This window comes from Arthrobacter sp. Cza30 (genome assembly GCF_059090765.1).
The window spans coordinates 1,111,576-1,133,967 of the sequence record NZ_JBNHGA010000001.1 but is presented as its reverse complement, the minus strand read 5'-3'; the positions used below and the strand labels follow the sequence as shown (position 1 = coordinate 1,133,967).

At 70.3% G+C, this 22,392-nt stretch carries 16 protein-coding genes and 2 riboswitches; of the genes, 7 read left to right on the top strand and 9 right to left on the bottom strand.

Going from position 1 to position 22,392, the window contains the following annotated elements:
• Positions 1-66: 66 nt before the first annotated feature.
• Complete coding sequence (typA, locus tag AC5RVZ_RS05170; protein WP_494064684.1) at positions 67-1,980, bottom strand: translational GTPase TypA; 1,914 nt, start codon at positions 1,978-1,980, stop codon at positions 67-69.
• 140 nt (positions 1,981-2,120) lie between these two features.
• The gene (locus AC5RVZ_RS05165) at positions 2,121-3,926 is read right to left on the bottom strand and encodes a dipeptide ABC transporter ATP-binding protein (protein ID WP_494064683.1); all 1,806 of its coding nucleotides are present in this window, start codon (positions 3,924-3,926) and stop codon (positions 2,121-2,123) included.
• A gap of 31 nt (positions 3,927-3,957) precedes the next feature.
• Here AC5RVZ_RS05165 and AC5RVZ_RS05160 point away from each other — a divergent pair, with 31 nt between their 5' ends.
• Positions 3,958-4,566: a PH domain-containing protein gene (locus AC5RVZ_RS05160; RefSeq protein WP_494064682.1), complete on the top strand. Its 609-nt coding sequence runs from the start codon at positions 3,958-3,960 to the stop codon at positions 4,564-4,566.
• Between the two features lie 10 nt (positions 4,567-4,576).
• Here the strand turns inward: AC5RVZ_RS05160 and AC5RVZ_RS05155 are convergent, their stop codons facing one another.
• From AC5RVZ_RS05155 to AC5RVZ_RS05145, 3 genes are all read right to left on the bottom strand, one after another.
• A complete protein-coding gene (locus AC5RVZ_RS05155) occupies positions 4,577-5,758 on the bottom strand; it encodes an ABC transporter permease (protein ID WP_494064681.1) in 1,182 nt (393 codons plus the stop codon).
• The gene (locus AC5RVZ_RS05150; protein WP_494064680.1) at positions 5,759-7,276 is read right to left on the bottom strand and encodes an ABC transporter permease; all 1,518 of its coding nucleotides are present in this window, start codon (positions 7,274-7,276) and stop codon (positions 5,759-5,761) included.
• A gap of 174 nt (positions 7,277-7,450) precedes the next feature.
• Positions 7,451-9,286, bottom strand: coding sequence for an ABC transporter family substrate-binding protein (locus tag AC5RVZ_RS05145; protein ID WP_494064679.1), 1,836 nt, complete (start codon positions 9,284-9,286; stop codon positions 7,451-7,453).
• A gap of 163 nt (positions 9,287-9,449) precedes the next feature.
• On the opposite strand from AC5RVZ_RS05145, the gene AC5RVZ_RS05140 reads away from it, so the two are divergent.
• Both AC5RVZ_RS05140 and AC5RVZ_RS05135 read left to right on the top strand, forming a co-directional pair.
• Positions 9,450-10,295: a CPBP family intramembrane glutamic endopeptidase gene (locus tag AC5RVZ_RS05140; protein ID WP_494064678.1), complete on the top strand. Its 846-nt coding sequence runs from the start codon at positions 9,450-9,452 to the stop codon at positions 10,293-10,295.
• A gap of 418 nt (positions 10,296-10,713) precedes the next feature.
• Complete coding sequence (locus AC5RVZ_RS05135) at positions 10,714-11,487, top strand: hypothetical protein (RefSeq protein WP_494064677.1); 774 nt, start codon at positions 10,714-10,716, stop codon at positions 11,485-11,487.
• A 128-nt stretch (positions 11,488-11,615) separates the two neighbouring features.
• Here AC5RVZ_RS05135 and gcvP read toward each other — a convergent pair whose 3' ends face one another.
• The 4 genes from gcvP to AC5RVZ_RS05115 form a co-directional block, all read right to left on the bottom strand.
• Positions 11,616-14,522, bottom strand: coding sequence for an aminomethyl-transferring glycine dehydrogenase (gcvP, locus tag AC5RVZ_RS05130; RefSeq protein ID WP_494064746.1), 2,907 nt, complete (start codon positions 14,520-14,522; stop codon positions 11,616-11,618).
• Between the two features lie 11 nt (positions 14,523-14,533).
• Positions 14,534-14,941 carry a glycine cleavage system protein GcvH gene (gene gcvH / locus AC5RVZ_RS05125; RefSeq protein WP_494064676.1) on the bottom strand — a complete coding sequence of 136 codons (408 nt, stop codon included), beginning with the start codon at positions 14,939-14,941 and terminating at the stop codon, positions 14,534-14,536.
• Positions 14,938-16,110, bottom strand: a complete 1,173-nt coding sequence (locus AC5RVZ_RS05120; RefSeq protein WP_494064675.1) for a glycine cleavage system aminomethyltransferase GcvT — start codon at positions 16,108-16,110, stop codon at positions 14,938-14,940. Before AC5RVZ_RS05120 ends, gcvH begins: the two co-directional genes overlap by 4 nt.
• A gap of 45 nt (positions 16,111-16,155) precedes the next feature.
• Positions 16,156-16,279, bottom strand: a riboswitch (glycine riboswitch).
• A gap of 1 nt (position 16,280) precedes the next feature.
• Positions 16,281-16,377, bottom strand: a riboswitch (glycine riboswitch).
• 43 nt (positions 16,378-16,420) lie between these two features.
• A complete protein-coding gene (locus AC5RVZ_RS05115) occupies positions 16,421-17,596 on the bottom strand; it encodes a MarP family serine protease (protein WP_494064674.1) in 1,176 nt (391 codons plus the stop codon).
• Positions 17,597-17,726: 130 nt separating this feature from the next.
• On the opposite strand from AC5RVZ_RS05115, the gene AC5RVZ_RS05110 reads away from it, so the two are divergent.
• The 4 genes from AC5RVZ_RS05110 to nadC are packed head-to-tail and all read left to right on the top strand — an operon-like array spanning position 17,727 to position 22,391.
• On the top strand, positions 17,727-18,446 hold the full coding sequence (locus AC5RVZ_RS05110) for an NUDIX hydrolase (RefSeq protein ID WP_494064673.1): 720 nt from the start codon (positions 17,727-17,729) through the stop codon (positions 18,444-18,446).
• A gap of 23 nt (positions 18,447-18,469) precedes the next feature.
• The gene (gene nadA, locus AC5RVZ_RS05105) at positions 18,470-19,822 is read left to right on the top strand and encodes a quinolinate synthase NadA (RefSeq protein WP_494064672.1); all 1,353 of its coding nucleotides are present in this window, start codon (positions 18,470-18,472) and stop codon (positions 19,820-19,822) included.
• Positions 19,819-21,540 (top strand): L-aspartate oxidase, encoded by a 1,722-nt coding sequence (gene nadB / locus AC5RVZ_RS05100; protein ID WP_494064671.1) that lies wholly within the window; start codon positions 19,819-19,821, stop codon positions 21,538-21,540. Before nadA ends, nadB begins: the two co-directional genes overlap by 4 nt.
• Positions 21,534-22,391 (top strand): carboxylating nicotinate-nucleotide diphosphorylase, encoded by an 858-nt coding sequence (gene nadC, locus AC5RVZ_RS05095; protein WP_494064670.1) that lies wholly within the window; start codon positions 21,534-21,536, stop codon positions 22,389-22,391. Before nadB ends, nadC begins: the two co-directional genes overlap by 7 nt.
• Position 22,392 lies beyond the last annotated feature (1 nt).

Below are 22,392 nucleotides of genomic sequence, written 5' to 3'. Positions count from 1 at the left end.
CGTGGCCCGCAGGGCCGTCGCCCGGACGGCGGATCACCGCACCGCCGGCATCCGGTGTCGGACCGGTCAGGCGTTGGCGTCCTGGCGCTTCAGTCTGGAGGCTGCGCGAGCGCGCTCGGTCTGATCGAGGATCACCTTGCGGATGCGCACCTTCTCGGGCGTCACCTCGACGCATTCGTCCTCGCGGGCGAACTCGAGGCTCTCCTCGAGGGAGAGCTGCCGCGGCGGCGTGAGCTTCTCGAGCTCGTCGGCGGTCGACGAGCGCATGTTGGTGAGCTTCTTCTCCTTGGTGATGTTCACGTCCATGTCGTCGGCGCGCGTGTTCTCACCCACGACCATGCCCTCGTACACCTCTTCGGTGGGCTGGACGAAGAATGTCATGCGCTCCTGCAGCGCCATCATCGCGAACGGGGTCACGACGCCGGCCCGGTCGGCGACGATGGAGCCGTTCTGGCGCGCCTGGATGTGACCTGCCCAGTCGTCGTAGCCGTGCGAGATCGCGTTGGCGATGCCGGTGCCGCGCGTGATGGACAGGAACTCGGTGCGGAAGCCGATGAGGCCGCGTGAGGGCACGATGAACTCCATGCGCACCCAGCCGGTGCCGTGGTTGGTCATCGTCTCCATGCGGCCCTTGCGGGCGGCCAGCAGCTGCGTGATCGCACCCAGGTACTCCTCGGGCACGTCGATGGTCAGGTGCTCGAAGGGCTCCTGCGTCTGACCGTTCGGGCCCTTGCGGGTGACCACCTGCGGCTTGCCGACGGTGAGCTCGAAGCCCTCGCGGCGCATGTTCTCGACGAGGATCGCCAGAGCCAGCTCGCCGCGGCCCTGCACCTCCCAGGCATCGGGGCGTCCGATGTCGACGACCTTGAGCGAGACGTTGCCGATCAGCTCACGGTCGAGACGGTCCTTGACCATGCGGGCGGTGACCTTGTGGCCCTTGACCTTGCCGACCAGAGGCGACGTGTTGGTGCCGATGGTCATCGAGATCGCCGGCTCGTCGACGGTGATCGCCGGCAGCGGCCGCACGTCGTCGGGGTCGGCGATGGTCTCGCCGATGGTGATCTCCTCGATGCCGGCGATGGCCACGATGTCGCCCGGGCCGGCGGACTCGGCCGGGTACCGCTCGAGCGCGCGGGTCTTGAGCAGCTCGGTGATGCGGGCGTTGGAGTGCGAGCCGTCGTGGCGCACCCACGCCACGGTCTGGCCCTTCTTCAGCGTGCCGTTGAACACGCGCAGGAGCGCCAGGCGGCCGAGGAACGGACTGGAGTCGAGGTTGGTCACCCACGCCTGCAGCGGCGCCTCGTCGTCATAGGACGGCGCCGGCACGTGCTCGAGGATGGCGGCGAACAGCGGCTCGAGGTCGTCGTTGTCGGGAAGCTCGCCGTTGGCGGGACGGGTGCGCGAGGCGGCGCCCGCGCGTCCGCTGGCGTACACGACCGGCACGTCCAGCAGTGCGTCGACATCGAGGTCCGGGACGTCCTCGTGGAGGTCGGAGGCCAGGCCCAGCAGCAGGTCGTGCGCCTCCTCCTCGACCTCGGCGATCCGGGCATCGGGCCGGTCGGTCTTGTTGATGAGGAGGATGACCGGCAGCTTCGCCTCGAGCGCCTTGCGCAGCACGAAGCGGGTCTGCGGCAGCGGGCCCTCGCTCGCGTCGACCAGGAGCACCACGCCGTCCACCATCGACAAGCCGCGCTCGACCTCGCCGCCGAAGTCGGCGTGCCCGGGCGTGTCGATGACGTTGATGGTCACCGGCACATCGGTGTGGGCGCCGTTGTAGGTGATCGCCGTGTTCTTGGCGAGGATCGTGATGCCCTTCTCGCGCTCCAGATCGTTCGAGTCCATCGCGCGCTCTTCGACGTGCGCGTGCTCGCCGAAGGAGCCGGTCTGGCGGAGCATCGCGTCGACGAGCGTCGTCTTGCCGTGGTCGACGTGGGCGACGATCGCGACGTTGCGGAGGTCCGGACGGAGGGCGCGCGCCATGAGGGAATCCTTGGAATACGGGGAATCGCCGGGATGCCGGCATCCCCCAGTCTACCGGGACGCGCCGCGTCCTCCCCCGCACGCCGGTGTGCCGCCCGGGGAAGCCCCGGACGGCACACGGTTTCCGATGCGACGGCCGGTCAGCTCGCGACCGAGCCGGAGCGCTGCAGCAGCGCCGCGCGGGCCTCGCGGCGGATGCGCTGCTCGTCGGGGTCGGGCACCGGCACGGCCGCGATGAGGCGCTGGGTGTACGGGTCCTGCGCGCCGCGCAGGATCTCGTCGCGCGTGCCGGTCTCGACGAGCTTGCCGTGGTGCATCACCGCGATCCGGTGCGCCAGGATGTCGACGACGGCGAGGTCGTGGCTGATGAACAGGCACGCGAACTGCAGCTGGTGCTGCAGCTCCTGCAGCAGATCGAGGAATCGCGCCTGCACGGACACGTCGAGGGCCGATGTGGGCTCGTCCGCGACGAGCAGCTCCGGGGCGAGCGCCAGGGCGCGCGCGATGCCGACACGCTGACGCTGACCACCCGACAGCTCGTGCGGGAACCGGTTGCGGTACGACGCGGGCAGCTCCACCTGGGTCAGCAGCTCCTCGACGCGCCGGTCGAGGTCCTTGCCCTTGGCCTCCCCGGCCAGCAGGATCGGCTCGCCGATCGACTGGCCGATCGGCATGCGCGGGTTCAGCGACGACGCCGGATCCTGGAACACGATGCCCGTCTTGCGGCGGATCGCGAACAGCTCCTTCTGGCTGGCATGCGAGATGTCGGTGCCGACGGCGGTGAGCTTGCCCTCGGCGATCGGGAGCAGGCCGATCGCGGCGCGGCCCAGGGTCGTCTTGCCGGAGCCGGATTCGCCGACGAGGCCGACGATCTCACCGGGGTAGATGGCCAGGTCGACGTGCTCGGCCGCGCGGAAGGCCGGGATGCGGCCGCGCTTGGGGTAGTCGATCGCGACGTCCTCGAAATGCAGGACCGGCGTGCGGGTCTCGATGATCTCCTCCGCCGCCTCCGTCGCCCGCTCGCGGATGGACGACACGGTCGGCACGGCCGAGGTCTCGGTGGCCACGACCTCCGGCGCCGGCGCGGCCTCCTCGAGGACGCCCAGTCCCAGGTGCGGCACCGACGCGAGCAGCTGCTGCGTGTACGGATGCTGCGAGGCGTGGAAGATCTTGTCCACCGTCCCGGACTCCACGACCACGCCGTTCTTCATCACCATGATGCGGTCGGCGAGGTCGGCGACCACCCCCATGTCGTGCGTGATGAGGATGATGGCCGAATCCAGCCGCTTGTGGAGGCTGCGCAGCAGGTCGAGCACCTCCGCCTGCACGGTCACGTCCAGAGCCGTCGTCGGCTCGTCGGCGATGAGCAGCAGCGGGTCGCAGGAGATGGACTGCGCGATCATCGCGCGCTGACGCTGACCGCCGGACAGCTGGTGCGGGTACTTGTGGAACGACTGCTCGGGGTTGGGCATCTCGACCATGCCCAGCAGCTCGATCGCCCGCGCCTTCGCGTCGCTGGGGGCGAGCGACCGGTCGTGGGAACGCAGCGCCTCCATGATCTGGAATCCGATCGTGTAGACCGGGTTCAGCGCGGTCATCGGCTCCTGGAAGATGACCGCGATCTCGTTGCCGCGCAGCGACCGCAGCGTCGCCGGGTCGGCGCCGCGCAGCTCGCGGCCCATCAGCTGGATCGAGCCGGTGACGCGGGAGTTCTCCGGCAGCAGGCCGAGCAGCGCCATCGAGCTGGTGCTCTTGCCCGACCCGGACTCGCCCACGATCGCCAGCACCTCGCCGCGACGCACCGCGTAGTCCATGCCGATCGCGGCGGGGTAGAACTCCCCCTCGACCCAGAACTCCACGCCGAGGTTCTTGACCTCGAGGATCGTCTCCGGAAGGGCCTCGTGCGACGCCGCGAAGGTGGCGTCGGCGCCCGTCGTGTCAGTCATTCGTGATGTCCCATCTGCGAAGCTTGAAGTCATGTCTTTCCAGGAGGTCCGTTACCGGCCCGTGTTCGGCCGCATCCTCGCTGTCGTGACCGTCGTGGTGTGCGCGCTCGGTCTGATCGCGCTGTTCTGGGCGGAGCCCGCGTCCGCCCTGCGCTACGCCTGGCCGATCCTGCTGGTGGCGGTGCTGGCGTGGGCGCTGTTCTGGCGTCCGAGCCTCCTGGTGCAGGAGCACGGCATCACCGTGGAGAACGTGTTCCGCACCGCTTTCGTCCCGTGGCCCTCCATCGTGTCGATCGACACGCGCTACTCCCTGACGCTGCACACCGTCGCCGGCCGCGTGCCGGTGTGGGCCGCGCCGGCGCCGGGCCGGCACCGTCAGCTGGGGCTTGCGAGCAAGGACTTCGACGGTGTCTCGTCCTCGGCCCGCGGCCTGCACGGCGGTCTGCGGCCGGCGGACGCCATCACGACGCCCACCGGCAACCTGGCGCAGCTGATCCGCGGCCACTGGGAGCGACTGCGCGATGCGGGCGCCTTCGCCAGCGGCGTGGACCCCGAGGCGTCCACCACCACGTGGCACTGGGCGACGATCGCGCTGATCGCTCTGCTCGCCGCCGCGACCGCGATCGGACTGCTGGTCTAGCAGCGTCACGTCACCGCTCCGGGTCGAGCGGCCCGCGCCGGCTGTCGCCGGGCGAGTCCGGACGCGGGTCCTGGTAGTTGACCACGTCGCCGGTGTACACCGCTTCGCCCGACACCGTCACCGTCGGGGCATCCGTCGAGGCGGTGGTGTCGACCGGCGTGGGCACCGGACCACCGGCACGACCCGCGCGCGCCATCGCCCGCTCGCTCGGCATCTTCTTCTGGCGCGGGTCGAACGCGTCGCGGAGACCGTCGCCGATGAAGTTGACGCACAGGGCGATCGCGATGATGAAGACGCCCGGCCACCAGAAGATCCAGGGGCGCGTCGAGAAGGCGGCCTGGTTCTCCGAGATGATCTTGCCCAGCGAGGTGTCCGGCGACTGCACGCCGAAGCCGAGGAAGCTCAGCGCCGACTCGAGCAGGATCGCTCCGGCCATGAGCAGCGTCGCGTTCACGACGATGACGCCGACCGCGTTGGGCAGGATGTGGCGGAAGATGATCCGCCGGTCGCGGGCACCCGACACGCGTGCGGCGTCGACGAACTCCCGCTCCCTCAGGGAGAGGAACTCGCCGCGGACCAGACGTGCCATCGTCGTCCACGCGAACAGGCCGATGACGACACCGAGCACGGCGGCTCCGAGGCTGCCGAACGTGTTGCCGAGCACCGAGCCGATCACGATGAGCGGGATGGTGATGATGATGTCGGTGAAGCGCATCAGCACCGAGTCGGTCAGCTTGCCGTAGTAGCCGGCGACCGCGCCGATCACCACGCCGATGATGGTCGCGACCACACCGGCGATGACCATCACCATGATCGACTGCTGCGTGCCGCGCATGACGACCGCGAAGATGTCGCGGCCCACCTCGTCCTGGCCGAACGGGTGGTCGCCGAACTGCAGCGGCCACAGGCTCAGCGTCGGAACGCCGTTGTTGACCTTGGCGGGGATCTCGTTCCACGAGTACTGCCACCAGCCGGGGACGCGCAGTCCCCACAGATCGACGCCCACCGACGTGAACGCGAGGACGACGATGAAGGCGAGGACGATCATTGAGATGAGCGCCGCGCGGTGGCGGAAGAACCGCCGGCGGACGATCTGCCCCTGGCTGAGGCCCTCGGTCTCCTTCTGCTCGATGGAGATCTCGGCGATGGCCTGCGTCTCGAGGCCGGGCTCCTGAGAGGTCGTGGTATTCATTCAGCCCACCTTGATTCTCGGGTCGAGTGCGGCGTAGACGAGGTCGGCGATCAGGTTGAACACCACCGCCAGGGTTCCCGTCACGACGAAGAACGCCATCACGGGGTTGGGGTCATGCGCGCCGAGCGCGGTGACGAACAGGCGCCCCATGCCCGTCCAGCCGAACACCGTCTCGGTGATGACCGCGCCGCCGATCAGGGCACCCACGTCGAAGGCGATGATCGTGGTGATCGGGATGAGCGCGTTGCGGAACGCGTGACGCACGACCACCGTGCGCTCGGTCAGACCCTTGGCGCGCGCCGTGCGGATGTAGTCCTGGTTCATCACCTCGAGCAGGCTCGCGCGCGAGTAGCGGGTGTAGCTGGCGAACGAGATCAGGATGATCGCGATCGTCGGCAGCAGGAGGTGCGTGTACAGGTCGATGCCCTGCACCCAGAAGTTGCCGCCCAGGCCCGGCGTGGATGCGCCCACGGTGGCGATCGGGCGGCCGCGCACACGGCTGGAGTTGGCGTACGCCTCCCAGTACGACATGTACTTGTCGACGGCGATGAACGACGCGACGAGGACCCCGACGATCGCGGTCGTGCGCACCACAGGAGCCCGGTCCGGGGCACCCATGAACCAGCCGATCCCGCCGCTGACCACGATGGTCAGCACCGCGAGGACGACGAAGAACCACAGCGTCATCCCGTTGAGGATGTAGTTCATCATCGGGAAGTACAGCGCGATGCCGATCGCGGCGACGATGAGCGAGGCGTACAGCGCCTTGCGGTTGCGCAGCCCGGTCGAGATGGCTGTCACACCGACCGCCACGCCCAGCGCCAGGAACGCGTAGACCACGATCCCGATGCTCGGGTCGGCGAACCACTCCGTGACGGAGAGGTAGGTCAGGACCGCGCCCGTGGCCACGGCCGAGACCGCGAACACGATGAGCCGGCGACGCCACCGTCCCCCGAGGAGCGACATCCAGATCAGGCCGGCGACGAGCGAGATCCCGATGATCACCGGCACGGAGATCGTCGGATCGCCCAGCCAGTTGTTCAGCTGGATCGCGCCGTACTGCTTCAGCAGCACGGCGACCCAGAAGATGGGCAGCGAGAAGAACAGGAACGAGATGAGGGTGACGCCGTAGTCGAAGCCGGTGTACTGGCGCAGCGCCGAGACGATTCCGACGGTGATGCCCAGAACGATCGCCACGATCGTGGCGGTGGTGACCAGCGTCAGCGTCGACGTGATCGCGTTTGCCAGCAGAGCGTTGACCGGCTGGTTCTGGATGCTGATGCCGAAGTCGCCGCGGAAGATCCCGCCGAGCCACAGGAAGTAGCGCAGCGGGGGCGGGACGTCGAGATTGAGAAGTCTGGTGCGAGCTTCGATGAGCTCGGCCTTGTTCGGGGCGTTGCTCTGCCGAAGGTCCTCGAGCGGATCCCCGGACAGCGCCGTGAGGATGTACATCAGGAAGGTGGCGGCGAAGAGCACGAAGATCGACGCGATCAACCGCCGGATGATGAATGAAGCCATGGTGTGGCCGCCTGCCAATCGGGTAAACAGCGCGGGCCGGCCGTTCGGATCGTGTCCGGAGCAGGCCCTGCCACTGAGAGGAGTCTAACGCGGCGGGGTGCAGGCCCCCTCGGGGACCTGCACCCCGCCCGATGCCCGCCCGGCCATCGCCGGGCGGGCATCGTGCTTATCGGATTACTCCTCCGAGCCGCCGTCGGTCACAGACCAATCCCACGCGTTCCAGAAGATCGTGGGCGCGATGATCGACGGGTCGATGCCCTCCACACGGTCGCTGTACGCGGTGACGCTCGGGAACTGGAAGATGGTCACGCCGTAGAAGTCCTCCCACAGCAGGCGGTCCATCTCGACCTGGAGCTCGATCTGCTTCTCCTCGTCGAACGTGCCGTTGAGCTCAGCGATGATCTCGTCCACTCGAGGGTTCGAGTAGAAGTTCATGTTGTTGATGCCGCCGGTCACGAACGTCGGGAGCGAGTTGGTCACACCGAGGCTCGTCGACTGCCAGCCGAACAGCGACGCGTCGTAGGCGCCCGGCGTGCCGAGCAGACCGCCCCACTCCTCCGAGCCGCAGTCGGTGACGTTGAAGCCCGCCTGGTTGGCCGACTCCTGGATGAGCGCGAACTCGTTCACACGGCGCGGGTTGTTCGAGGCGTAGAGGATGCAGACCGAGGTGTCGGTGATGCCCGACTCGGCCAGCAGCGCCTTGGCGCCCTCGATGTCGACCTCGGCGTACTCGGCCGACGTGTTGTTCTCGGCGGCCTCGTCATAGCCGGCAGCGCCCGGGACGAACAGCTGCGAGTCGCGCAGGATCGCGTCGTCACCGATGATCGGCTTGATCAGGGTGTCGACGATCTCCTGACGCGGGATGACCTTCATGAAGGCCTCGCGCGCCTTGGCGTTCGAGAAGATGTTCTGCGGGTTCTTGCCCTGGTCGAACTGCAGGTCGACGTGCTCGTAGGTGCCCTCGAGACCGGTCAGGACCGTGATGCCGTCGATGCCGTCGAGCGCCGTCTTGATGTCGGCGGTCGCCTGCGGCGAGATGATGTCGACCTCACCGTTCTCCAGCGCCTGAACCGCGGCGAGCGGGTCGGGGATGAAGCGGATCGTGATCTCCTCGATGTTGGCGGCGTTCTCGCCGTTGTACTCGGGGTTGGCCACGAGGGTGATGTACTGGTCGGCGACGAAGTCGCTGATCATGTACGGGCCGCTCGCCAGGTAGCGCTCCGGGTCGTCCGGCAGCTCGGTGAAGTTGAAGCCCGAGTTCCAGAAGGCCGAGATCGGAGCCAGCGCCGCGGCGTCGTTGTTCTCGATCGCCTCGATGAGAGCCTGCTTGGCCTCCTCGTTGTCGTCCAGGCCGAGCGCGTTCTTGGCCACGACGTGCGCCGGCAGCGGCGACGTGAAGACGAGCTCCCAGTCGACGAACGGCTTGTCGAACGTCATCGTGATCGAACGGTTGTCGTCGCCGATCTCGGGGGTCTGGGTGACCAGGCCCATGCCCGACTCGGGAGTGGCACCCGAGTCGAAGTAGACGACGTCGGTCGGGAACGACTCGGTGAACTCACCGGTCTCGGGGTCGGTGAACTCGCCCGGATCGAAGTCCGGGGTGTCCAGGGCGCGCGACAGTGCGGCCCAGTTGAGCATGAGGTCCGCGGCGTCCACCGGGGTCCCGTCCGACCAGTTCACGCCCTCTGCGACGGTGTACTTGACCGTGAGCGGGTCTTCGCTGACGAGCTCGTAGGTGCCGAACGACTCGTTCTGCACCAGCTCGGGCGTGTTGTTGTAGTAGTTGAACCCATCGAGGGTCAGGTAGTTGATGTTGTTGTTCGCCGTGGCGTTACCGAACGACGTGTTGCCGTTCATCGAGTAGAACGCCTGGTTCCACGCTGCGGTGATCGACGAGCCCTCGACGAGACCGGAGTCGTCGCCGCCGTTGTCGCCGCCACCGGCGGCGCAGCCCGAGATCGCCAGTGCGCCGGCTGCGGTGAGCGCCACCGCTGCCGAAATGCGCTTCATTCTCACTGTTCCTCCTGTGCAGGGTTGTGCGCACACGTCTGACGAGGCCGGACGGGGCGCGGATGGGAAAACGATATGCACCCCTTGTGAGATGGTCAAAACGATGGACGAAAACGTTACAGAGCCTTAACTCAAGCGACTTCAAGTGTGACAATCTGACAAGGTGACGCCGCCGAATCGGCTCGATGACCGCGAAAAACCCACGATCTCGCCTGCGCTCGGCGGGTATGAGCGCCGCCGCCTGACGTGGGAGGTCTGGCTCGTCCTCGCGGTGTCCGTCGGGCAGTCCGCGGTCTACGCGGTGCTTGCGCTCGTGCGTCGCCTTCTCGCACCGGTGCCGCTGGGGGCCCAGGCGGCTCAGGTCAATCCCTCTCGGGACGCCGTGGCCCTGTGGGACATCGTCTATCAGGTCCTGTCCTTCTTCTTCGGCCTGGCGCTGGTGGCCCTGGTGGTCTACCTCCTCTGGGAGCCCGGCGCGAACGCCCTGCGCCGCATGGGCCTCGACTTCTCGCGGTTCGGCGGCGACCTCGGCCGTGGCATCCTGCTGGCCGCCGTGATCGGTCTGCCGGGACTGGCGCTCTACGCGGGCGGCCGCGCGGCGGGTGTCACCGTCGCGGTCGTCGCGTCTCCGCTGGATGCGGCGTGGTGGACCGTCCCGCTTCTGCTGCTGGCGGCGCTGCGGGCGGGACTGACGGAGGAGGTGGTCTTCATCGGCTACCTCTTCGACCGCCTCCGCCGCTTCGGCTGGAACTGGTGGGCGATCATCCTCTCCACCGCCGCGCTGCGCGGCGCCTATCACGCGTATCAGGGGATCGGCGCGATCGTCGGCAACGTCGTCATGGGCATCGTCTTCGGCTGGTGCTACCGCCGCTGGGGCCGGGTCATGCCGCTCGTGGTCGCCCACACCGTCATCGACATCGTGGCCTTCGTCGGGTATCCGCTCGCCGCCGGCCTCTGGCCCGAACTGTTCGCGCCCCTCCCCACCCCCACCCCCACCACCACCGGCTGAGCCCGCTCGCGATGTCCGCGAGACTGCATCGGAGCGCCGAGACAGCCCCCTTCCGCATGCTGTTTCGGCGCTCCGATGCAGTCTCGCGGGTGGGGTCGCGACGACCGTGAGCGGGCGGATGGGGACAGGACGGCTCCTCCACATGGGGGGCGAGACCAGACGTTCTCGCAGGCGACCGGGGCGGTGCACCGTGCACGGCGCAGCGGGGCGACGATCGGGGGATGACATCGACGGCGTCGGCGGGCGACGTCCTTCCGAGCCCGGTCGCACTGCTCCGACGGGACGAGCTGCCTCATCCCGAGCGCGCCATCCGGATGAGACAGGTGGTGTCGGTCCGGAGGGGCGTCTACGCCGACGCGGATGAATGGTCTCGACTGGCTCCCTGGAATCGGTACCTCGCCCGAGTGCATGCCACGGCATGGTGTTACCAGAGGCCCGGTTCGTGCTCGAGTCGGCTGCAGCGCTGCGCGGTCTGCCGATCTTCGGAGAGCCGGCGGACGTGCACATCACCGCGACGCCGCTCGCCACTTCCCGCGCCGTTGGCGGGGTCCGCGTTCATACAGCGGAGCGACTTCCCCTCGTGGAGGAGATCGGAGGGATGCTGGTCGCGAGACCGGCGGACATCGCAGTCGACATCGCGCGCGTGCGCCATCACGCCGTCGGACTGGCGGTCGCGGGTACCGTGCTGCGTCGGCATCCGGGGCTCACACCCGCAGTGCTGCACGAGGTGAATCGCCTGCGGGTGAGCAGTCGCGGGAGGCGGCACGCTCGTTGGGTGCTCGACCGGGCGTCGCCGGTGCCGGAGTCGACGCTCGAGCACGTGAGCCTGGCGGTGATCGAGTGGCTCGGCTTCCCTGCGCCGGTGCTGCAGAAGTGGATCTGCGGCCGGGCTCCTGGCGATGCCGACCGCCTCGACTTCTGGTGGGAGTATTCGCGGATCGGCGGCGAGGCGGACGGCGACGTCAAGTACTCCGATACGGATGCTGTGACGGTCCTGCGTGCGCGCCGTGACCGCGATGCGCGCTTGCTCGCCCGCGGTGTTGCGGCGACCGCGCACTGGGGTTGGCACGATGTCATCGAGGTCGCGCCCCTGCGGGCGGCGCTTCTCGCCGTCGGCCTGCAACCCTCCCGTCCGGAGGATTCGGCCTCACTGCGCTCGCTGACGCGCCTGCTCACGCCCCTCCGCCGCTGACCCCTCCGTCGGCGCTCCCGCCCCCGCTGACGCCGAGACAGCATCGGAGCGCCGAGACAGCACTCCGGGAAGTGCAGTCTCGGCGCTCCGATGCAGTCTCGCGGGTGGGACCGCCGTCGCGGGTCAGGTCAGGCGAAGGCCTCGATCGGCGGGCAGGCGCACACGAGGTTGCGGTCCCCGTAGGCCTGATCGATGCGGCGCACCGGCGGCCAGTACTTCGTCCGCACGAGCGAGTGGACCGGATACACGGCGGTCTCGCGCGAGTACGGATGCGACCACTCGCCGGCGACCACGGACTCCGCGGTGTGCGGGGCGTTCACGAGCGGGTTGTCCGACGCGGGCCACTCCCCCGCCGCGACGCGGTCCGCCTCGGCCCTGATCGCGATCATCGCCTCGATGAACCGCTCGATCTCGGCGAGGTCCTCCGACTCGGTCGGCTCGACCATGAGGGTGCCTGCGACCGGGAACGACATCGTCGGGGCGTGGAATCCGTAGTCGATGAGCCGCTTCGCGACGTCATCGACCGTGATGCCGGTGGCCTCGCGCAGCGGCCGCAGGTCGAGGATGCACTCGTGCGCGACGAGCCCGTCGTCTCCGGTGTAGAGCACCGGGTAGTGCTCGCGCAGACGCGCGGCGATGTAGTTCGCCGACAGCACGGCCGCCGCGGTGGCATCCCGCAGTCCCTCGGCACCCATCATGCGGACGTACGCCCACGAGATCGGCAGGATGCCGGCCGACCCGTGCGGCGCGCCGGAGATCGGTCCACCGTCGAACACGCCGCCGGCATGGTCCTTGCGCTGCGACAGCGGGTGCGAGGGCAGGTACGGCGCGAGGTGGGCTTTGGCAGCGACCGGGCCGACCCCCGGGCCGCCGCCGCCGTGCGGGATCGCGAACGTCTTGTGGAGATTCAGGTGCGACACGTCGCCGCCCAGGTCGCCGAAGCGCGAGTACCCGAGCAGCGCGTTGAGGTTCGCCCCGTCGATGTAGACCTGGCCGCCCGCGTCGTGCACGGCCTGCGTGATCTCGAGCACGTCGTGCTCGTACACGCCGTGCGTGGACGGATACGTGATCATGAGCGCGGCCAGCGCGTCGGCGTGCTCGGCGATCCTGGCGCGCAGGTCGTCGAGGTCGACGTTGCCCTGCTCGTCGCACGCGACCACGACGACGCTCATTCCCGCCAGCACGGCCGACGCGGCGTTCGTGCCGTGCGCCGAGGACGGGATGAGGCACACGGTGCGCTGCGAATCCCCGTTCGCGCGGTGATAGCCGCGGATCGCCATGAGTCCGGCGAGCTCGCCCTGCGACCCGGCGTTCGGCTGCAGCGAGACGGCGTCGTACCCGGTGACCTCGGCGAGCCACGACTCGAGCTGCTCGATCAGCGCGAGGTAGCCGTGCACGTCGGCCTCCGGCGCGAACGGGTGCACGCGCGAGAACTCCGGCCACGACACCGCGGCCATCTCGGTGGCGGCGTTGAGCTTCATGGTGCACGATCCGAGCGGGATCATGCCGCGGTCCAGGGCGTAATCGCGGTCGGCGAGCTGCTTGAGGTAGCGCATCATCGCCGTCTCGGACCGGTGAGCGGTGAAGACGGGGTGGGTGAGGAACTCCTCGACACGGTGGAGACCTGCCGGCACCCCGGCCAACGGCTGCGCGTCGGCGAAGTCCACCGCGCGCTCCCCCTGCTCTCCTGCGCCGAGGAACTCGTCCTCCGGCAGCCCGAACGCCCACGCGACAGCGGCGAGGTCATCCGCGGTGGTGGTCTCGTCCACCGAGACCCCCACGGTCGCGTCGTCGGCCCAGAACAGCTGGTACCCCAGTGAGCGGGCGCGCTCGATCACGCGGCGGGCGGGACCGGGCGTGGTCACGCGGATGGTGTCGAAGAACGAGTCGGATGCCAGCGACAGGCCGTACGAGCGCAGCCGGTCGGCGAGCGCCTCGGCCTTCTGGGCGACCTCGGTGGCGATGGCCCGGAGGCCGTCCGGGCCGTGGTAGACCGCGTACATCGCGGCCATCACGGCCAGCAGCACCTGGGAGGTGCAGATGTTCGACGTCGCCTTCTCGCGGCGGATGTGCTGCTCGCGCGTCTGCAGGGCCAGCCGGTACGCGGGGTGCCCGGCGGCGTCCCGCGAGACTCCCACCAGACGCCCGGGGAGCTGACGCTCCAGACCCTGGCGGACCGCCATGTATCCGGCGTGCGGACCTCCGAAGCCCAGCGGCACGCCGAACCGCTGCGTCGTGCCGACGGCGACGTCCGCGCCGAACGAGCCGGGCGACCGCAGCAGCGTCAGGGCGAGCAGGTCCGCCGCGACGACGACCAGACCGCCCGCGACGTGGGCGGCATCGACCACCCCGGCGGGGTCCCAGACGTTCCCCGAGGCGCCCGGGTACTGCAGGAACACGCCGAAGAGCTCATCGGGCAGCGTCGCACCGTGCGCGAGGTCGAGCTCGACGAGCTCGATGCCGACCGCCGTGGCGCGATGCCGCAGCAGGGCCTTGGTCTGGGGCAGGGCATCGGCGTCGACGACGAAGACGTCGGATGCCGACTTCGAGGCGCGCCTTGCCACGAGCATGCCCTCGACCACGGCGGTGGGCTCGTCGAGCATCGACGCGTTCGCCGTCGCGAGGCCGGTGAGATCGGTGACCATCGTCTGGAAGTTGATGAGCGCCTCGAGGCGTCCCTGCGAGATCTCGGGCTGATACGGCGTGTACGCGGTGTACCAGGACGGGTTCTCGAGCACGTTGCGCGCGATCACCGACGGCGTGAAGGTGTCGTAGTAGCCCAGGCCGATCATCGGACGCGCGAGACGGTTCTGCGACGCCAGCGCGCGTAGCTCCGCCAGCGCCTCCGCCTCGCTGGCGGGGCGCGGAATGCTGCTCGTCTCGCGCGGCGTCGTCTGGATCGATGCCGGGACCGCGGCGCGCACGAGAGCGTCGACCGAGTCGAAGCCGAGCGTGTCGAGCATGACGCGCTGTGCTGCGGCATCCGTTCCGATGTGGCGGGCCGCGAAGCCCGCGGGTGCGCCCGCCGGCGGCATGATGGTCTCGTTCACTCGGCGCCACCCGTGAGCGCGACGTACGCGTCGCGGTCGAGCAGGCCCGTCACCGTCGCGGCGTCGACGCTGATCTTCAGCAGCCATCCCTCGCCGAACGGGTCGGAGTTGACCAGCGACGGGTCGTCGACGACGGCGTCGTTGACCTCGACGACTTCGCCGCTCAGGGGCGCGTACAGCTCGCCGACGGACTTGGTGGATTCGATCTCACCCACGACGGTCGCCGAGGCCACGGCCGATCCCGCGGCGGGCAGCTCGACGAACACGACGTCGCCGAGCTTGTCGGCGGCGTAGTCGGTGATGCCGACGGTCGCGGTGATCGTCCCCGACGTGGTCGACGGGTCGCTGTCGAAGGCGACCCACTCGTGCTCGGCGGTGTACTTGAGGCGGCTGAGGTCGGTCACTTGTTCCTCCTGTAGAAGGGCAGGGTGGTCACGGTCGCGGGGATGCGGGTTCCTCGCACGTCGATGAAGAGCTCGGTGCCGGGGTCGCTGCACGCCGGGGACACCAGCGCCATGGCGATGGGATGCCCGAGCGTCGGGCTGAGGGCACCGCTGGTGATCTGTCCCACCGCGGTGTCGCCGTCCATCACGGCGTAGCCGGCGCGGCCGGCGCGGCGCCCCTCGGATGTCAGCCCGACGAGGACCGGCGCGTCGCGCGACTCGGCCGCGCCGAGCCCGCCCTTCCCGACGAAGTCCTCCTTGTCTGCGGCGACCACTCGACCCAGGCCCACCTGAGCCGGCAGGACGTCCAGCGAGAGTTCGTGGCCGTACAGCGGCATCCCGGCCTCGAGGCGCAGCGTGTCGCGTGCGGCGAGTCCTGCCGGGACGAGGCCGTGCGGCTCGCCGGCGCGCAGCAGCGCGTCCCACAGCGCCGGTGCCGCGGCGTTCGGCACGAGAAGCTCGAAGCCGTCCTCGCCGGTGTAGCCCGTGCGGGCCACGAACAGCGGGGCGTCGTCGAAGGTTCCCGACGCCCACGCGTAGTAGCCGAGCTCTTCGAGCGCCGGGCGCACGCTCTCGATGCCGGGGGTCTGCTCGAGGATGGCCCGAGCGCGGGGCCCCTGCACCGCCAGCAGCGACGCCGCGTCCGTGATGTCCTCCACCAGCGCGCGCGGCTGACCGGAGACGAACGCGAACGAGCCCTCCGGAAGCGGATCCCCCGGTCCCGGCGCACGGAACCCGCGCGCACGGTCGTCGAACGCCGCCGCGACGGCATCCCGGTTCCCGGCATTGGCGATCACGAGGAAGCGCTCCTGGGCGATGCGGTAGACGATGACGTCGTCGATGATCCCTCCCGCCTCGGCCAGCACGAGCGAGTACTTGGCCTTGCCGACGGCCATGGCGCTGACGCGGCCGGCGAGGGCGTAGTCGAGGAAGGGGGCGGCGTCCCGGCCGGAGATCAGGAACTCCGCCATGTGGGAGATGTCGAACAGGCCCGCGGCCGTGCGCACCGCGTGATGCTCGGCGAGGTCGGACGTGTACCGCACGGGCATGGACCAGCCGCCGAAATCGGTGAAGGACGCACCGAGCGTCGCGTGGCGCTCGTGCAGGGCCGTGGTGCGAGGTGCGGTCATGAGTTCTCCCGTTCGTGGGCGGGCAGACGCCGGACGGCGTCTGTGAACTCCCCCTCTGTCATAGGCCTGAGAGCTTCACCGCGGCATCCTCTTGTCGAAGGATGCCGGGGGTTTCACCGTCGGCGGATCCAGCGCGACCTGCTGCGCTCGAATCGCTTTCCAGAGTCGGCCGGGCCCGGACGGTACGCGTACCTGAGAGATTGGCGGGGAGGCTTGCTCCTTCGGTGCTCGACGATCGTGCTGCCGAGGCTCTCCCGCCCGGGTCATTGGCCGGTATTGACTTGCGGTGCCAGCATACCGGTCGGCGTCGTCAGCCGGTGCAGCGGCCGCTCGACACGGCGTCGCTCAGCGAGGGGGCCTGCTCGACGACGGGCGTGAGCTCGGCCATCGTTATGGCGAAGCCGCGGTCGGGGTCGTCCTCCGATCGCGCGAACACGACGCCGGCGACGGCGCCGTCGCCGGTGAGGAGCGGTCCGCCGGAGTTGCCGGGCCGCACGACGGCTTCGAGGGAGTACAGCTCCCGCGGGGCGAACGCCCCGCCGTAGATGTCGGGCACCGGCGCCGTCCCGGTCGAGAGCACCGTGGCGTTGACCATGGTGAACGGTCCGCCATGCGGATAGCCCTGCACCGCCGCGGCCGTCCCCGGCCCGAGCGTCTCCGAGAACGGAAGCGGTTCGGCGCTCAGGCCGTCCACCGCGATGACGGCGAGGTCGTCGACCGGATCGAAGTAGACGATGCGACCGTCTCGTGCGACGCCTCCCGGCAGCTCGACCACCGGCGTGTCCACGCCGGCGACGACGTGCGCGTTGGTGACGACGCGGTCGGGCGCGACGACGAAGCCGGTGCCGGTGGAGCCGCGGCCGCACGCGTAGGCGGTGCCCGAGACCCGGGCGACGGATGCCGCGGCCCGGGTGAGCTCGGGATCGTCCAGCGCGACCGGAGGGCCGACGGGCGCGGTGGCACCCGGCCCGAGGAGCTCGCCGAAGCGGGGCAGCCCGTCCTCGATCACGGCGCTGCGCAGTTCCGCGAGCGCCGCATCCATCGACGGGGGCGTGAGGGCGTCGAGGCCGCGCAGCACGGCCGACGAGCCCACCGCCGCCGACACCGCGGGGACACCGGCCACGGCGATGGCCGGCGCGACGAGAACCAGCGCGAGCGCCGCCGCCACGACGGATGCCGCACCGCCGAGCAGGCGCTCGATGACCCGGAGCTTGAGCCGGTCGGCGCCGGAGCGCAGCGCGCGCCCGATCGCCGCTCCCGCCGCGGCACCCAGGATGAGCAGGCCGACGGCCGTGGCGAGCACCGCGACGCCGCGCCACGCGGCTGAGGGCACCCAGGCGTTCACCATGGGGGTGAGCCAGAACGCGGCGACGGCGCCGGCGGCAAGGCCCGCGAGCGTTCCGATGCTCGCGAAGAACCCGCGGCGGATGCCGCCGATCAGCGCGCCCACCAGAAGGAGCACCACCAGCACGTCGACGACGATCATCCCCACCCCTTCGGCTTGTCCCGCCAGGGTACTGAGGTCGCCTGGGAGGCGGCCTCGATCACAACGTCAGGGACGGCGTTTGGCTTCTGGTCATGGTGACACTATGATCGAGCCGAGAGTAAGAGTCACGATGACCAGAACCGCCGCCCTTCCCACCCCGTCCGCCGCCGAGGCCGCGGCCGATGCGATCCGCGTCGCCGTCTCGACGGTGATCTTCACTCTTCGCCGGCTTCCCGGCTCCGCCGGCACCGCCGTGGTGCTTCCGCTCGTCCGCCGAACGCGGGACCCCCATCAGGGACTGTGGGCGCTCCCCGGCGGCTGGCTCGATGTCGATGAGAGCCTGGATGCCGCGGCATCGCGCACCCTCGCCGAGACGACGGGGCTCGCACCGAGCTACCTCGAGCAGCTCTATGCCTTCGGCGCCGTCGACCGCTCCCCCAGCCGCGTGGTCTCCATCGTCTACTGGGCCCTCATCCGACCCGACGAGGTGCCCGACGGATCCGTCGAGAACGTCGAGTGGTTCGATGCCTCCGCGCTGCCGCAGCTGGCGTTCGATCACAACGAGATCGTCGGCTACGCCCTGTGGCGTCTGCGCAACAAGGTCGGCTACAGCCGCATCGCGCACGGCCTGCTCGCTGACGAGTTCACCCTGGCCGAGCTCCGCGAGGTGTACGAGACGATCCTCGGCCGGCACCTGGATCCGGCGAACTTCCGCCGGCAGGTCGAGCACTCCGGCACGCTCATCCCCACCGACCGCTTCCGCACCGGCAGCCATCGTCCGGCGCGGCTGTACCGCTACAACCAGGACGTCGAGCTGGCCGACCGCGGTCCGCTCGACGCCCGTCCCTGATCACCGAAGAACGAAGGCCCGCCATGCCCGCCGTCAACATCGCCCTTCAGAGTCGCCCGCAGCGCGACGCCTCCGTCGATCACGCCATCCAGGCCATCGTCGCCGGCGCCTCGACCGCCGCGACATGCACCACCGATCTCGCCGCCGGGCCGTGGGACTTCGACATCCGCCCCGGCTACGGACCGGGGTCGTCGATGGGAGACGTCATCCCCACCGGCGCCCCCCGACAGGGCGAGCTGCCGCGGGAGTACCGCGAGGCCTCGGAGTCGGAGCTCGCCGAGCGGATCCGCGCCGCCAAGGCGACGCTCGGCGACCGGGTCGTGGTGCTCGGGCACTTCTACCAGCGCGAGGAGGTGGTCACGCACGCCGACTACGTGGGCGACTCGTTCCAGCTGGCCAACGCCGCGCTGGAGCATCCGGATGCCGAGGCGATCGTCTTCTGCGGCGTGCATTTCATGGCCGAGACGGCCGACCTGCTCTCGCGTCCCGAGCAGGCGGTGATCCTTCCGAACCTCGCCGCCGGATGCTCGATGGCCGACATGGCCGACATCGACCAGGTCGAGGAGTGCTGGGAGCAGCTCGCCGAGGTCTACGGGGATCTGGACGCGCCGGATGCCGAGGGGCGGGTGCCGGTCGTCCCGGTCACCTACATGAACTCCTCCGCCGCCATCAAGGGCTTCGTGGGTCGGCACGGCGGGATCGTGTGCACCTCGTCCAACGCCCGGACGGTGCTGGAGTGGGCGTTCGCGCGCGGGCGGCGGGTGCTGTTCTTCCCCGACCAGCACCTCGGCCGCAACACCGCCAAGGCGATGGGCGTGCCGCTCGAGCAGATGCCGATGTGGAATCCCCGCAAGCCGCTCGGCGGGTCCGATGCCGCGACGCTCGAGGACGCACGCGTCATCCTGTGGCACGGCTTCTGCTCGGTGCACCGGCGCTTCACCGTCGACCAGATCACGGCGGCGCGCGCCGAGCATCCCGGGGTCCGGGTGATCGTGCACCCCGAGTGCCCGATGGAGGTCGTCGACGCCGCCGATGAGGCCGGCTCCACCGACTACATCCGCAAGGCGATCGAAGCGGCGACCGAGCCGACGACCTTCGCGATCGGCACCGAGGTGAACCTCGTGCAGCGCCTTGCCGCGCAGCATCCGCAGCACGAGATCTTCTGCCTCGACCCGGTCGTGTGCCCGTGCTCGACGATGTATCGCATCCACCCCGGATACCTCGCATGGGTTCTCGAGGCGCTCGTCGCGGGCGAGCGGCCCAACCGCATCACCGTGCCGGCGGACGTCGCCGAGCCGGCGCGGCTGGCGCTCGAGCGGATGCTGGCCGCGAAGCCCCCTGCGGCGCCCGCCTCGCACGGGGAGAACGCGTCATGACGGCGCCCGCGCACGCGGTGATCGTGGGATCGGGCATCGCCGGACTCACCGTCGCGCTGCATGCCGTCGCGGACGGCTGCCGCGTCACGCTCGTGACGAAGGACGTCCTCGAGCACGCGAACACCCGTTACGCGCAAGGCGGCATCGCGGGGGTCATGTTCGACGACGACCGCGTGGACGACCACCTGCGCGACACCCTCGCGGCCGGCGCCGGGCTGAACGACCCCGACGCCGTGCGCGTGCTCGTCGAGGAGGGTCCCGCCGCCATCCGCGAGCTCGTGGCGCTGGGTGTGGCGTTCGACCGGGATCCTGACGGCGGCTTCGTCAAGGGCCTGGAGGCAGCCCACTCGTACCCGCGGATCCTGCACGCCGGCGGCGATGCGACCGGCACGGCCATCGAACGGGCGCTGGTCGCCCGGCTGCGCGCGAGCGACGTCACGGTCATCGAGCACGCGTTCCTGGTCGACCTCGTGACGAGCGCCGCCGCCGACGGCGCACCGCGCCGCGTGCGCGGAGTGGACCTCCTCCTCGAGCGGCCCGGTGAGGCCGCCGGTCGTCGCGTGCGCATCGACGCGGATGCCGTCGTGCTCGCCACCGGCGGCGCGGGCGAGCTCTTCGCGCACTCGACCAATCCCGCCGTCGCCACCGGTGACGGCATCGCTGCGGCCATCCGCGCCGGGGCGGCGGTCGCCGATCTGGAGTTCTACCAGTTCCACCCCACCGTCCTCGCCGCGGGTGAGGCGTTCCTGGTGTCCGAGGCCGTGCGCGGGGAGGGCGCGACCCTCGTCGACGAGGACGGCCGGCGATTCGCCTTCGACGACCACCGGGACGGCGAGCTGGCGCCGCGGGACGTCGTCGCCCGAGCGATCGCACGGCGCATGGAGGCGCAGGACGGCCGGCCGGTGCTGCTCGACGCGACCGGCGTGCATGACGCCGACCCCGCGCGGCGCGCGGCCTTCCTCGCGCAGCGGTTCCCGACGATCGACCGGGCGGTGCGGGACCGCCGCCTCGACTGGGCACGCGCGCCGATCCCGGTCACGCCCGCCGCCCACTACCTCATGGGTGGCGTGGTCACCGACCTGCACGGGCGCACGACACTGCCGGGACTGTACGCGGTCGGCGAGGTGGCACGCACGGGCGTGCACGGCGCGAACCGGCTGGCGTCGAACTCGCTCCTGGAGGGCGCCGTCTTCGGAGCGCGCGCGGGCGATGCGATCGCGGCGGATGCGGCATCCGGAGCCTGGCCCGCTCCCCCGCCCGCCCATGCCCCGACTCCGGCACTCCCCGCTGCGTCGTCGCACATGAACGCAGAACGGCTCCTTCCGCCGGCATCCGTGACGAACGAGCCCGACGGGAAAGAATTCTCGCGGCGAGCGCTGCAGGAGCTGATGTGGGAGCACGCGGGGCTGGTGCGCGACGAGGACGGTCTGGCGCACGCCGCAGCCGTCATCGCCGCCTGGCGCGCCGAGGAGCGCCTCCCGATGACGGAGCGGGAGCTCGAGGACGACAACCTCCTCCTGGTCGCCGCCCACCTCGTCGCCGCGGCGCGAGCACGGCGGGTCTCGGTCGGAGCCCATTTCCGTCGCGACGCCGCCTCGCACGCCGCTCCCGCGGAGCCGGCTCCTGCGCCCGCCGTCGCCACGCGGACGCTCCCGGCGACGTCGGAGCTCGGCAGCGCGGCCCGCGATCTCGTGCGAGAGGAGGCCGTCGCGTGCTGACGCAGGCCCACATCGACCGGGTCGTCGCCGCCGCGCTGGAGGAGGACGCCCCGTGGGGCGACCTCACGAGCGAGTATCTGCTTCCCGAGAACGCACGGGCACGCGCCGACCTCGTCGCGCGCGAGCACGGGGTCTTCAGCGGCGGCGAGGTGTTCGCGGCCGCCTTCCGGCTGACCGACCCGCGCATCGACGTGGAGCTCGTCGTCGAGGACGGCGAGTGGTTCGAGTCGGGCGCGGTGCTCGCGGTCGTCACCGGCCCCGCCCGCGGGGTGCTCACCGCCGAGCGGATCGGACTCAACTTCGCACAGCGCATGTCGGGCATCGCGACGTTGACAGGACGATACGTCGCGGAGGTCGCCCACACCGCCGCGCGGATCGTCGACACCCGCAAGACCACGCCCGGACTTCGCGCCTTCGAGCGCAAGGCGGTGCGCGACGGCGGCGGCCGCAACCACCGGCATTCGCTCTCGGACGCGGTCATGGCCAAGGACAATCACCTGGCGGTCCTCGCCCACACGCACGCCTCCGTCACGGCCGCGCTGCAGGCGGCGAAGGACCGGCTACCGCACACGACGCACATCGAGGTCGAGGTCGATCGTCTCGACCAGATCGAGCCGGTGCTGGAGGCGGGGATCGGCACGATCATGCTCGACAACTTCTCGCTCGACGATCTGCGCGCGGGCGTCGCCCTCATCGCGGGGCGCGCGGTGGTCGAGGCCTCGGGCGGGGTCTCGCTGGAGACGGTGCGCGCCATCGCCGAGACCGGCGTCGACGTCATCTCGGTCGGCGCGCTGACGCACTCCGCGCGGGCCCTCGATCTCGGGCTGGACGTCCGGATCGACGCACCCTGAG

Coding starts and splice junctions, on each gene's coding strand:
- typA (WP_494064684.1), bottom strand. CDS start 1,980: ATGGCGCGCGCCCTCCGTCCGGACCTCCGCAACGTCGCGATCGTCGCC.
- AC5RVZ_RS05165 (WP_494064683.1), bottom strand. CDS start 3,926: ATGACTGACACGACGGGCGCCGACGCCACCTTCGCGGCGTCGCACGAG.
- AC5RVZ_RS05160 (WP_494064682.1), top strand. CDS start 3,958: ATGTCTTTCCAGGAGGTCCGTTACCGGCCCGTGTTCGGCCGCATCCTC.
- AC5RVZ_RS05155 (WP_494064681.1), bottom strand. CDS start 5,758: ATGAATACCACGACCTCTCAGGAGCCCGGCCTCGAGACGCAGGCCATC.
- AC5RVZ_RS05150 (WP_494064680.1), bottom strand. CDS start 7,276: ATGGCTTCATTCATCATCCGGCGGTTGATCGCGTCGATCTTCGTGCTC.
- AC5RVZ_RS05145 (WP_494064679.1), bottom strand. CDS start 9,286: ATGAAGCGCATTTCGGCAGCGGTGGCGCTCACCGCAGCCGGCGCACTG.
- AC5RVZ_RS05135 (WP_494064677.1), top strand. CDS start 10,714: ATGGTGTTACCAGAGGCCCGGTTCGTGCTCGAGTCGGCTGCAGCGCTG.
- gcvP (WP_494064746.1), bottom strand. CDS start 14,522: ATGCCGCCGGCGGGCGCACCCGCGGGCTTCGCGGCCCGCCACATCGGA.
- AC5RVZ_RS05120 (WP_494064675.1), bottom strand. CDS start 16,110: ATGACCGCACCTCGCACCACGGCCCTGCACGAGCGCCACGCGACGCTC.
- AC5RVZ_RS05115 (WP_494064674.1), bottom strand. CDS start 17,596: ATGATCGTCGTCGACGTGCTGGTGGTGCTCCTTCTGGTGGGCGCGCTG.
- AC5RVZ_RS05110 (WP_494064673.1), top strand. CDS start 17,727: ATGACCAGAACCGCCGCCCTTCCCACCCCGTCCGCCGCCGAGGCCGCG.
- nadA (WP_494064672.1), top strand. CDS start 18,470: ATGCCCGCCGTCAACATCGCCCTTCAGAGTCGCCCGCAGCGCGACGCC.
- nadB (WP_494064671.1), top strand. CDS start 19,819: ATGACGGCGCCCGCGCACGCGGTGATCGTGGGATCGGGCATCGCCGGA.